This is a genomic window from Streptomyces sp. CA-142005, from assembly GCF_050942335.1.
GTDB lineage: Bacteria > Actinomycetota > Actinomycetes > Streptomycetales > Streptomycetaceae > Streptomyces.
In genome coordinates this window covers 5,149,971-5,161,903 of record NZ_CP192078.1, presented here as the reverse complement: position 1 = coordinate 5,161,903, position 11,933 = coordinate 5,149,971, and the positions used below count along the sequence as shown (strand labels likewise).

The window sequence follows — 11,933 nt, the reverse complement described above, 5'->3', positions numbered from 1 at the left end:
GGGGCAGGGAGGAAGGGGAAAGTCAGACGGCGGCGGTCTTCTCGGGCTCCGCCTTGTCCTCGTCCGCGAGGGCGGAGAGGAAGCGCTCGGCGTCCAGAGCGGAGGAGCAGCCGGTGCCGGCCGCGGTGATCGCCTGGCGGTAGGTGTGGTCCACCACGTCACCGGCGGCGAAGACACCGGTCACATTGGTCCGGGTGGACGGAGAGGCGACCTTCAGGTAGCCCTCCTCGTCCAGGTCCAGCTGACCCTTGAACAGCTCGGTACGCGGGTCATGGCCGATCGCGATGAACAGACCGGTCACGGGCAGCTCCGACAGCTCGCCGGTCTTGACGTTGCGCAGCTTCAGACCGGAGAGCTTCTGCTCGCCCTGGATCTCGGCGACCTCGCTGTCCCACACGAACTTGATCTTCGGGTCGCCGAACGCGCGCTCCTGCATCGCCTTCGAGGCGCGCAGCGTGTCCCGGCGGTGGACGATCGTCACGGACTTGGCGAACCGCGAGAGGAAGGTGGCCTCCTCCATCGCGGTGTCACCGCCACCGATCACGGCGATGTCCTGGTCCTTGAAGAAGAACCCGTCGCAGGTCGCGCACCAGGAGACACCGCGACCGGACAGCGCGTCCTCGTTCGGCAGGCCCAGCTTGCGGTGCTGCGAGCCGGTGGCGACGATGATGGCCTTCGCCTTGTGGACCGTGCCCGCGGTGTCGGTCACGGTCTTGATCTCACCGGCGAGGTCAACGGAGACGATGTCGTCCGGGATGAGCTCGGCGCCGAAGCGCTCGGCCTGCGCCCGCATGTTGTCCATGAGCTCGGGGCCCATGATGCCGTCGCGGAAGCCCGGGAAGTTCTCGACCTCGGTGGTGGTCATCAGGGCGCCACCGGCGGTGACGGCGCCTTCGAACACCAGGGGCTTCAGCGAGGCGCGGGCGGTGTAGAGCGCCGCCGTGTAGCCTGCGGGCCCGGAGCCGATGATGATCACGTTACGGACGTCGCTCACGGCTTGATTCCTCGTCTCTGGTCTGCGTCAGTCGACCGGTGGGAGCCCCTTTCAGAACTCTCACCCCACCCAACGGATCCTACGGGGCCCGCATTCCCGCTGTGCCGGGGCACACGCATGCGTCGGGTGACGGCGGGAGCGGCCCGGTCGATTCAGGGGCGGCGCCCTCAGCGACGGGCGCGCTCAGCGATGGGCGCACACAGGGATGGCCGTGCTCGGAGAGCGGCGCACTCAGAGACAGACACGCTCACGGGCGAGCGAAGGAATGCTTCAGAAGAACCGTCCCTGCGGAGCCAGGCTGCTGTCCGATACAGGCCGCGTCGACGATGTAGACCGTGACTCGTGCGCTGTCGGCGGCGTCGGGCACCACTACCAGGTAGGCGGACTTCCCGTCGTACGTTCCTGTCTTGGCGCCCAGGACGTCGTCGCCCCGGTGGAGCGCCGCCCGGACACAGTCGGGGACGGCGACGTCGGTCTGGATCAGGGTGTTGGCGCTCTCGGTCGGCTTGGGAGTGTCCTGCCCGGAATCGATGCCCGATCGAGGCCGCTGGCCCTGCTGCCCGCTCTTCTTGTCGGTGAGTAGGTCCTTCACCTGGCTCTGGACGCTCGCGCCGGAGAACGGGCCGACGGAAGGGGTCGGCTTTCCATGGGCGGTGGTGGTGTCGGAGGAGTGATCAACGAGTGACTGCAGCACCAGTGACCCCACCCCCAGGACAGCCGCGGTCAGGACAGCCCCCAGGACCACTCGCCTCCGGCGGCGTCCCCGCTCCTGCCCCTTGCGTCCTGGACCGGTCGCCGCCTGAGGACGGCCGCCGGGCCGGTCCGAGGGAAGAGATGTTTCACGTGAAACATGACCCTGCCCGCCGCCAAGCCTCAGCTCGGTCTCCGGGGAGACATGGGCGCTGAGCGGTTCCGGAGCGGAGGCGCTGAGCAGTGCCTCGGCGGCCAGCGCGGCGTCGATGCGCTCGGCCACGTCGGCCGGCATGCGCTCCGCTCCTGATGCGGACCCCAGCAGGCCCCGGATCTCCTCCAGCGAGACCTGCACGTCCGCGCACAGCTCACACGTCTCCAGATGGCGCCGTACATCCGCGCTGCGGTCCGGAGGCAGAAGGCCTTCGGTGAGGTCGGAGATCTCCGCGACGTCCGGGTGCCCGGCCGTGTCTGTCGTGGAAGTCACGCTCGCCCACCTCCGCCCTTCACTACGGCTGAATCGCTCGGTCCCGTGTCCTCAGAGCTTCCACTCGGAGCCCCCGTTGCCGGTGGGACGGATGTCCCCTCCACCCGGTTCCGTCCCGCGTCGGGTTCTTTTCCGCTTCCGGAGCCTTCGGGCCGTAGATGCGTCAGGAGAGGCAGTAGCCGGGCTCTGCCCCGGGCACACCGGCTCTTCACGGTGCCCGTGGGCACATCGAGGATCCGTGCGGCCTCGGCCACGGGATACCCCTGCATGTCCACCAGGACCAGGGCGGCCCGCTGGTCGTGCGGGAGAGTGCCGAGCGCTTCGAAGAGCTGGCGCTGGACATCGTTGCGTTCGGCCGGCGCCGAGGCCGACTCGTGCGGTTCCAGCAACTGTTCCAGTCGCTCGGCGTCGTCGACGGGAGCGGTCTTCCGTGAGGCCGCCTTGCGGGCGCGGTCCAGGCAGGCGTTCACCGTGATCCGGTGCAGCCAGGTCGTGACGGCCGACTGGCCCCGGAAGGTATGGGCGGCCCGGTAGGCCGACACCAGGGCGTCCTGGACCGCGTCGGCGGCCTCCTCGCGGTCGCCCAGCGTCCGCAGCGCCACCGCCCAGAGCCGGTCCCGATGCCGCCGCACGATCTCACCGAAGGCATCGGGATCGCCTTCCACATGACGGGCGAGGAGATCCTTGTCGCTCACCCGGTCGTATCCGGCGCCCTCCGCCATCTGCCCCTCCCGGGTGGAGACCTCAGCTGGTCACCTTGACGTCCGCCACTCTGCCCCGCCACTGGCCCGCCCCGTCCGAGGGCAGCTCGGTCAGCCACACCAGGAGGTACCGGGTCTTCAGGGGCTTGTCGGGCTTGAGTACCACCGTCGTGCCCGAGCCGCTGGCGACCTTGCCGTAGGCGTCGAACGAAGTCGGTTGCGATCCGGTGTCCGCGCTCGCGGCACGCAGCTCGACCGAGGTGTCCCCCAGGAAGGTGACCGTTGCCTTTCCGACCTGCTGGACCTTGCCCAGATCGAGGATGACCCCGACGCCCGGCTTCAGGTTTCCGAACTTGGGGCTGAGATAGAAGTCCGTCTGCCAGAAGGTGGACGGGCTGTTGTCGAAGACCTTTCCCACATCCGCGGGCTTCTCGGAGTGGTCCGCGCTGAACGGGTCGAAGTCGCGCGCCTTCTGGATGGCGATCGGCTTGCCAGAAGCCGCAGCCTTCGACCCCTTGTCGCCGTCGTCCGTCGTCTGGCTCTTGTTGGTGTCGTCGGACTTGCCGCTCTGGTCCATCAGCGCGTCCGCCAACTGCCAGCTGCCCAGACCGAGGGCGGCAATGAGGAGTGCGGACACCGCCCACTTCAGCACCTTGCCGGTACGGCTCTGCAGCGGCGGTGGCGGGGTCGTCATCGGCTGGGCCGCGCCGGGGTGCGGCGCCGGGCGGCCGTACGTGCCCTGCTGGTAGGTCGTGCGCTGGTACTCCGGCGGGGCCGTGAAGGCCGGCTCCGGCGGGCGGATGCGCGGCATCTCGCCGATCGCCTTCACCAGCTCCTCCGGCGTGGTGCACGGGGCCTCGTGACGGGAGGCGGTGGCCCCATCGTTGGCGAGTGCGCGCATGGACAGCTCGGACAGGCCTCGGTGCACACCGGCCCGCACCTGGTCCGGTGCGATGAGGCCGACGCCCTTGGGCAGCCCGGACAGGCCGTAGGCGTCGCTCTCGTACGGCCAGCGCTGGGTGAGCGCCGCGTACAGCAGGGCGCCGATCGCCTCGGTGTCGGTGCGCTGCGGGGTGTCCGAGGTGATGCCGCGCAGCGCGGCGTTCACGGCGAGGCCCCGGATGCGCCACTGGCCGGTCGAGGCGCGCAGGACGGCGTTCGGGTTGAGCCGGAGATGGGCGAGGCCTTCGCGGTGCGCGGCGGCCATGGCGGAGGCGACCTGACTGACCATCTGGTAGGCGTCGTGCGGCTCCAGCGGGCCGTTCGTGAGAAGCGTGGTCAGCTCGGTGGCGTCGGGCAGCCACTCGTGCACGACGTAGACGAGGTCGTTCTCCTCGACGGCGTCGAGGACCTGGACGAAACGGGGGTCGCCGAGCAGCGCGGAGGAACGGGCGGCGGCGAGGACGGAACGGGCCCGCACGTGCCCCGCGGGCAGGATGTGGACGCCGACGGCACGACGGAGTTTCTCGTCGACCGCACGCCAGCTGCTGAATCCGTCCAGACGGGTGACGCACTCCTCCAGTCGGTAGCGTCTGGCGAGCTTGTGACCGCTGTGCAGTTCGGGAGGTGAGGCCTTCTGTCCGGAGCCCTCGATACCGCCGCTCTCCTGTGCCTCGTCACTGTCCGTGTCCCGCTCCGGGTTCTTGGCCACCCCGTCGGCCGTGGACTGGTCCGCCTTGGCGGTCAGCGGCTGCTCGCCGCTGTTGTCTGCCACGTCGACGGCAGCTGTGCTCCGTTCCGCCACCGTCGTCCCTGCCTCCCCATCCGTTGCACGCTGTCCGACGCCGAAACCAATTGTGCCCACAGTCCGCCGCTATGCACGACACGCGGCGGCGGACGATGGTTGTGCGACTACCCCCGCCTCAGCGGCCCAGACGCCCGCGGACCATACCCACGAGCGAGTTGAGTTCCTCGATGCGCATTCGCCGGGCGGCGACGAAGAAGATGCCGAACAGGACGGCGCCGCCGACGATGAGTGCGGCGAAGGAGCCGACGACCCCCTGGCCGAGGGTGTGCCCGATGCCGTAGCAGGCCGCGCCGCTGAGCAGGGCCGCCGGTACCGAGGCGATGCCGAGGCGCGCGTAGGTGCGCAGCACCCGTGCGCCGTCCAGGTCGCCGCCGAGCCGCTTGCGCAGCCGCTGCCAGGCGACACCGACGCCGATGGCGTACGCGAGGCCGTACGCGGCGGCCATGCCCGCGACAGCCCAGCGGGCCGGCAGCAGGAGGTAGCAGAGCCCGGAAGCGCTCGCGTTGACGGCCGCCACGATCACGGTGTTGTAGAACGGCGTGCGGGTGTCTTCGTAGGCGTAGAAGGCGCGCAGAACGACGTACTGCACCGAGTACGGGATCAGGCCGAGGCCGAAGGCCATCAGCATGTAGCCCATGTTGGTGGCGGCACCGGTGCCCGCGGAACCGAAGATCAGCGTGCACATCGGGATGCCGAGCGCGACGAAGCCGAAGGCGATGGGGACGATGGCGACCGCCGTCGTCCGCAGCCCCTGGGAGATGTCGTCGCGGACGGCACCGCCGTCGCCCTCGGCGGCCGAGCGGGAGATGCGCGGCAGCAGGGCGGCCATCAGGGACACCGTGATGATGGCCTGCGGCAGACCCCAGATCAGCTGGGCGTTGGCGTAGGCGGCGAAGCCGGCGCCCTTGATGCCGGAGGCGTCGCCGGCCGCGGTGGAGAGCTGCGTCACGACCATGGCGCCCACCTGGTTGGCGAGGACGAACAGGATCGTCCACTTGGCGAGCATCGCGGCCTTGCCCAGGCCGTGGCCGCGCCAGTCGAACCGCAGCCGGATCCGGAAGCCCGTGTCGCGCAGGTAGGGGATCATCGCCAGCGCCTGGACGACCAGGCCCAGCAGCACACCGATGCCGAGCAGGCGCTGGCCCTCCGGCGGGATGTTCCTGACGCTCAAGCCGGAGTGTGAGGCGGTGCCGTAGACCCAGATGAACGCGCCGAGGGACACGATGATGACGATGTTGTTCAGGACCGGAGTCCACATCATCGCGCCGAACTTGCCGCGTGCGTTGAGGATCTGACCCATCACCACATGGATGCCCATGAAGAAGATCGAGGGCAGGAAGTAGCGCGTGAAGGTGACCGCCACGTCGTTGGCGGCCGGGGCGCCGGCGATGGTGGGCGACAGCGCTCGCACCAGGAGCGGCGCGGCGAACATCGCGAGGCCGGTGAGCGCGGCCAGCGCCACCATCACCAGGGTCAGCAGGCGGTTCGCGAAGGCCTCGCCGCCGTCCTCGTCCTCCTTCATCGAGCGCACCAGCTGCGGCACGAAGACGGAGTTGAGGCCGCCGCCGACGGTGAGGATGTAGATCATCGTCGGCAGCTGGTAGGCAACCTGGAAGGAGTCGGCCAGGAAGCCGAGGCCGAGTGCCGCGGCGATCAGCGCGGAACGGATGAAACCGGTCAGACGGGAGACCATCGTGCCCGCCGCCATCACAGCACTGGACTTCAGCAGCCCGGCGGCCTTGCCGCCCTTCTTCGCGGGCGCGGCGGAAGCTGCGGGAGCCGGCTCCGGTTCCGCGTCCCGGTACGGACCGGCGGGATCCGGCGCCGCGGCCGGGGCGGGCACCGGCGGCTGCGCCGGGTTCCCCGGGGCAGCCTGGTAGGGCGCCCCGGCGTACGGGTTGCCCTGCTGGGCGCCCTGGCCAGGCGCGGGCGGGTACTGGCCGACGGGGCCGTACCCGGTGCCCGGAGCGGCGGCCGGCTGGGAGAAGCCAGGCGGATCCATGGGCGCGTGCCCACCGCTGTGCTGCTGGTCCTTGAAGAGATGCGCGAAGGCGTCCGGCTCCTGGTACTCCTCGCCCGAGTGCGCGACCAGGTCGTCGCTGCCCACGAACTGGGTCGTGCGCGGGTCGTCGCCGTACGGCAGGTACGGGGCCGCACGGTCCGGCTCCGGCGCCGGCGTCTGTGCCCACATCCGCGGGTCGGGCGCGTACGGCGACTGCGCGGGCTGTCCGTAGAGCGGCTGCTGCCCTTGGCTGACCTGAGGGGGCGGCGGGTGCGCGGCGCGGTCGTAGAGCGCCTCGGCGACCGGGTCCTGGGCGGCGAGGTCGTGCCCCCGGTAGGAGTCCTGGTCGTAGGCGTCCTGGAGGTACATGTCGGCCGCCTGCTGCGGCGGCACCTGGCCGGGCTCCTGCGGCGTCCCGGGGTAACCCGAGCCGGCCGCGCCCTGGCCGCGATCACCGTCGTACGGCGCGTTCATGCTTACCCCACCTCATCGTCCCTGGCCCACCGGCCACGACATCGCTCAACGGTCCACTCTCTCACCCGTCCCGGACGGGTCGGGGCTTTCCGGTGCGGTGTCCGGAGCGGGGTCACTCGCGTGCTCCGGGTCGTCTGCCCCGGTCGGAGAGCCGGAATCCTCCAGTTCCTCCGGGAGACGGTCTGCGGGGGCGTCGGGGTTCCCGGGCTCGTCGGCGGACTGCTCGTCCGCGACGGGTCCGTTCTCCTCCGTCTGACGGGCGGATGCGCGCTTGCGCTGGGTGTACATCCGGAAACCGGCCAGGACGAGAAGGAGCACACCGCCGCCGATGACCAGCATCACCGTGGGGGTGATCTCGGTGACCTTCACATCGAAGCTGACGGCGTCGCCGTACTTCTGGCCGTCCTCGGTGTACAGCTGGGCGATCACCGTGACCCGGCCGTTGGCGTTGGCCGACGTGGTGAACTTCACGGACTGGCTGTGCCCGCCGGAGATCTCCACCCGCTCCTCGGAATAGGCCTTGCCGCCGATCTTCAGACGGGTCGGCATGGTCGAGGTCAGGCGCAGGACCAGATGGCCGACCGGCTGGACGAGGTTGTTCTGGACGGTCACCGGGATGGTGGCGCTGCGTCCGGAGAGCTTGGTCTCCGACTTGTCGATGAGCTTGACCTGGTCGGCCAGCTCGTCGAGCCACCCCTCCACGCCGTCGCGGTAGCTCTGCGCGTTGCCGCTCCTGCCGCCCCACGACGTGGACATCTCACGGTTTATGGCCCGCCCGAACGGCGTGACGACCCGGGACTGGTCGGAGAGGATCACCTGGAAGCTGTCGAGCTTGTCCTGGGTGCGCGCGATCTGCTCGAAGGCCGTCCGCGGCAGTTCCTGCGAGCGCAGCGAGGAGGGGTAGGCGGACCCCGACGGGATGCGCGTGGTGGCGTTCGGGTCCGGCTTGTCCTTGGCCGCCGCGGAGAGGTCCTGGGACTCGGACCAGTTCCCGCCCTGGAGCGCCTTCAGCGCCGCCGCCATCGCCTGGGCCTGGCTCGCGGTGGGCATGCGCTGCGGAGCGATCACGATGCTGCGCTGCTTGTCCGTCTGCGCGTTCACCTCGAGGCTCTGCGCCAGGAACTCCTGCACGGCGAGCGTGGCGGAGTCCGCCTTCGTCAGGTTGCCCTCGAAGGCCGTGGACAGCCGGGCGTCGGAGACCACCGCCGTGGTGCCGCCGCCGACCGGGCGGGCGGCGGAGGGCGTGTACGGCAGCCCGGCGGTCTCCTGGAGGCTGTCGCTGCGGGCGATCACGCGGTCGGCGCCGGCGGAGGTCGCGACCTTCATGATCGCCGGGTCCACGGCGCCCTCCGCCGGCCAGGCGAAGTCGGTGCTCGGTGTGACGTGGAGCACGGTTTTGACGGTGGTGGCGGCGACGTCGGTGGCGTCCTTGAGGTGGCTGAGCGAGCCGGTGACGCTGGTGCCGTTGTGCGCAAGGGACGCCAGGTCCGGGTCGGCGAAGGGCAGCGCGACGACCTCCTTGCCCGTCACCGCCTTCTGCAGGCCGGCCAGCCATTGCTTGGCGAGCGCCTGGTGCTCCTTCGGGCCGGGCTTGGTGGTGCCCCCGCCACCCGGCAGCCGGTAGTTGCCGGTCGCCATGGCGTCCACCGAGGCCAGTAGATCGGGGTCGATCACCCAGGTGACGTCCAGGTCCTTGCCCAGATCCACCATCCGGGCCAGTCGGCCGCCGGGCGCGAGTTCCTTGGCCAGGTCGTCGTTGCGGAACACCGGCGTCTGGAGCTCGCCTGCGCCCGTCTTGGCCGTCATGTGGACCGTGGAGATCAGCGGCCACAGATACGTCGTCTTCGTCTTGGTGTCGGCCTCGGACGGCTGCCACGGCAGGAACGTCCGCTGGATGCCGAGCATCTGGTCCCAGGGCTGGGCGGCGGTCTTGCCGGAGAGGGAGACACCGAACTCGTAGACGCCGTCGTCGCCGAGGTCGAGCTTGTCCACGGGGACGGAGATGCTGAAGTGCTCCGCGACGCCCGGGGACAGCTTGGCGAACTTCGCCGCGTACTTCCCGCCGACCTCGGCACCGGTTCCGCCGGTCAGGTCGTCGGAGTGCTGGGTGACGGAGTCGATCCCCGAGCGGGTGGTCAGCATGGAGCCCACCCGCAGGTCCACGTGGGCGCCGGTGACGGTCTGCTTGCCGTTGTTGGTCACGGTGCCCGACACGGTCAGCGTGTCCCCGTCGGTGGGGGCGCTGGGGGTCAGTGAGTCCAGGGCGACGGACACCGTGTCCGAGGAGGCGGCCTGGGCGGGCGCCGCGGCGGGCAGCTGGAGCAGCCCGGCCAGCAGCGGCGCACCAGCGAGCAGCCCGCCGGCGCGTCGCAGCCACCGGCGGGCAGGTGAGGCACTGGTCCCCTGGAATTCAGCCGCCTCGGCCACGCGCTCGCCCGTCCCTCGTCGTCAGTGGTCGTCGGAATGTGCGTCCACGCATGGTAACGATGCGCGCTGAGGGGAAGTGCCGCGGTCTACGTCACAAGATCGAAGAACACCGGCGTCCCGTCCTCTATATCCAGTATCGAGGGGAGAGCTTCCGTACGCCGCGAGGACTGCGCTTACGCCGGGTATGAAGGGAGCTGTCCGCGGCCTGCGCCGGCCGGCCGTCCTCGGCCAAATGGAGGGCGCCCCTGGTCGCCGGGGCACGTACCCTCTTCTGTTGTGCCGAACCCCAACGAAGACACTCCCTCTGCCCTGAGCCAGGCGCAGCAGCGCGCGGTCGCCGAGCTGCTGCGGGTGGCCCCCGTCGCCGACGATCTCGCCCGCCGATTCCAGGAGGCAGGGTTCTCACTCGCCCTGGTCGGCGGGTCGGTGCGCGACGCGCTGCTCGGCCGGCTCGGCAACGACCTGGACTTCACGACCGACGCCCGCCCCGAGGACGTTCTGAAGATCGTCCGTCCCTGGGCGGACGCCGTCTGGGAGGTCGGTATCGCCTTCGGCACCGTCGGCGCACACAAGGACGGCTACCAGATCGAGATCACCACCTACCGGTCGGAGGCCTACGACCGCACCTCGCGCAAGCCCGAGGTGTCGTACGGCGACTCCATCGAGGAGGATCTGGTCCGCCGGGATTTCACGGTCAACGCAATGGCCGTGGCACTGCCGGAGAAGGAGTTCATCGACCCGCACGGAGGCCTGGAGGATCTCGCGGCCCGCGTGCTGCAGACGCCGGGCACGCCCGAGGAGTCCTTCTCGGACGATCCACTGCGGATGATGCGGGCCGCCCGGTTCGCCGCCCAGCTGGACTTCGAGGTCGCCCCCGAGGTCGTCACCGCGATGACGGAGATGGCCGGACGCATCGAGATCGTCTCGGCCGAGCGGGTCCGGGACGAACTGAACAAGCTGATCCTGTCCGCGCACCCCCGCAAGGGGCTGGCCCTGCTCGTCGACACCGGGCTCGCCGACCATGTGCTGCCCGAGCTGCCGGCGCTGCGGCTGGAGCGGGACGAGCACCACCGGCACAAGGACGTCTACGACCACACGCTGATCGTCCTGGAGCAGGCGATCGCGCTGGAGCAGGAGGGCCCCGACCTCACACTGCGGCTGGCCGCGCTGCTGCACGACATCGGCAAGCCCCGCACGCGCCGCTTCGAGAAGGACGGCCGGGTCTCGTTCCATCACCACGAGGTGGTCGGCGCCAAGATGACCAAGAAGCGCATGACCGCCTTGAAGTACTCCAACGAGCTGGTGAAGGACGTCTCACGACTGGTCGAACTTCACCTGCGCTTCCACGGCTACGGCACCGGGGAGTGGACGGACTCGGCGGTGCGCCGCTACGTCCGTGACGCGGGCCCGCTGCTGGACCGCCTGCACAAGCTGACCCGCTCGGACTGCACCACCCGCAACAAACGCAAGGCGGCCGCGCTGTCCCGGGCCTACGACGGCCTGGAGGAGCGCATCGCTCAGCTGAAGGAGCAGGAGGAGCTGGACGCGATCCGCCCGGACCTCGACGGCAACCAGATCATGGACATCCTGGGTGTCGGCCCGGGCCCTGTCGTCGGCAAGGCGTACAAGCACATGCTGGAGCTGCGTCTGGAGAACGGTCCGATGGAGCATGACGCGGCGGTGGCGGCTCTCAAGGACTGGTGGGCCGAGCAGAGCTGATCTCTGCCGGGCCGGGTTCGGCGATGTTTCACGTGAAACACCGGCCCGGACCGAGTGCAACGGAGGGGCGATGTTTCACGTGAAACATCGCCCCTCCGCACATTCGAGCGCTACTTGTTGTCTCCCAGGCAGAGAACGAACGAGTCGCTGCCTTCCTTCCACTCGAGGGCCGCGGTCGTTCCCTTGACCGACTGGCAGGCGAGCTGGGCGACGCTGGTGCTGCCGTCCTTCTTGAGCACCTTGTAGTCCGCCTTCGAGTTGCCGCAGTCCAGCTGCTCGATCTCCGGGTCGCTGTCGCTTCCCTTGTTCGTCAGGCAGTCGCCGACAGCGAGCTTCTTGGCGTCGTCGCTGTTGTTGAAGTACCAGCCGCCGGCGATGACGATGAGGCCGACGATGATGCCGGCTATGCGCAGGTACTGCCTGACGCCGCGCTTCGGCCGCTGAGGAGGCACCGGCGCATAGGGTGCCGTGCCCTGCTGGGGGAAGCCGGGCTGGCCCGGCTGTTGCGGGTAGCCGTCCTGGGGCGGGTACGGCGCCTGGGGCTGGCCGTACGGCTGTTGGCCCTGGGGTGGCGTGGTGGTCACTCGGGGGTCCCCCTAAAGGAGTTGCTGAGCGCTCGCATAAGAAGCGCATAAGACGCAGGTAAGTTACCGGCGTCCACTGACACTCCTGAAGCTGAAGGGGACTCTGTG

The 11,933-nt window shown here is 69.8% G+C and carries 8 protein-coding genes; 1 reads left to right on the top strand and 7 read right to left on the bottom strand.

What is annotated here, in order from left to right; all coding sequences use genetic code 11:
• Positions 1 to 22 precede the first annotated feature (22 nt).
• The 6 genes from trxB to ACQPXS_RS24225 form a co-directional block, all read right to left on the bottom strand.
• Positions 23 to 994, bottom strand: coding sequence for a thioredoxin-disulfide reductase (gene trxB / locus ACQPXS_RS24250; RefSeq protein ID WP_433451363.1), 972 nt, complete (start codon positions 992 to 994; stop codon positions 23 to 25).
• A 247-nt stretch (positions 995 to 1,241) separates the two neighbouring features.
• Positions 1,242 to 2,171 (bottom strand): hypothetical protein, encoded by a 930-nt coding sequence (locus ACQPXS_RS24245; RefSeq protein ID WP_433451362.1) that lies wholly within the window; start codon positions 2,169 to 2,171, stop codon positions 1,242 to 1,244.
• Positions 2,168 to 2,893, bottom strand: coding sequence for an RNA polymerase sigma factor SigM (sigM, locus tag ACQPXS_RS24240; protein WP_433451361.1), 726 nt, complete (start codon positions 2,891 to 2,893; stop codon positions 2,168 to 2,170). The genes ACQPXS_RS24245 and sigM overlap by 4 nt, the downstream gene beginning before the upstream one ends.
• Positions 2,894 to 2,915: 22 nt before the next feature.
• On the bottom strand, positions 2,916 to 4,616 hold the full coding sequence (locus ACQPXS_RS24235; RefSeq protein ID WP_433451360.1) for a protein kinase family protein: 1,701 nt from the start codon (positions 4,614 to 4,616) through the stop codon (positions 2,916 to 2,918).
• Between the two features lie 118 nt (positions 4,617 to 4,734).
• Positions 4,735 to 7,095 carry a murein biosynthesis integral membrane protein MurJ gene (gene murJ / locus ACQPXS_RS24230; RefSeq protein WP_433451359.1) on the bottom strand — a complete coding sequence of 787 codons (2,361 nt, stop codon included), beginning with the start codon at positions 7,093 to 7,095 and terminating at the stop codon, positions 4,735 to 4,737.
• A 45-nt stretch (positions 7,096 to 7,140) separates the two neighbouring features.
• Complete coding sequence (locus tag ACQPXS_RS24225; RefSeq protein WP_433451358.1) at positions 7,141 to 9,522, bottom strand: DUF6049 family protein; 2,382 nt, start codon at positions 9,520 to 9,522, stop codon at positions 7,141 to 7,143.
• A 276-nt stretch (positions 9,523 to 9,798) separates the two neighbouring features.
• Between ACQPXS_RS24225 and ACQPXS_RS24220 the strand changes: the two genes are divergently transcribed.
• Positions 9,799 to 11,241: a CCA tRNA nucleotidyltransferase gene (locus ACQPXS_RS24220; protein ID WP_433451357.1), complete on the top strand. Its 1,443-nt coding sequence runs from the start codon at positions 9,799 to 9,801 to the stop codon at positions 11,239 to 11,241.
• A 110-nt stretch (positions 11,242 to 11,351) separates the two neighbouring features.
• Here the strand turns inward: ACQPXS_RS24220 and ACQPXS_RS24215 are convergent, their stop codons facing one another.
• Complete coding sequence (locus tag ACQPXS_RS24215; RefSeq protein ID WP_351802876.1) at positions 11,352 to 11,825, bottom strand: LppU/SCO3897 family protein; 474 nt, start codon at positions 11,823 to 11,825, stop codon at positions 11,352 to 11,354.
• Positions 11,826 to 11,933 lie beyond the last annotated feature (108 nt).

What these genes read in the sequence shown, in the direction of transcription:
- sigM (WP_433451361.1), bottom strand. Translation starts at nt 2,893, where the DNA reads ATGGCGGAGGGCGCCGGATACGACCGGGTGAGCGACAAGGATCTCCTC.
- murJ (WP_433451359.1), bottom strand. Translation starts at nt 7,095, where the DNA reads ATGAACGCGCCGTACGACGGTGATCGCGGCCAGGGCGCGGCCGGCTCG.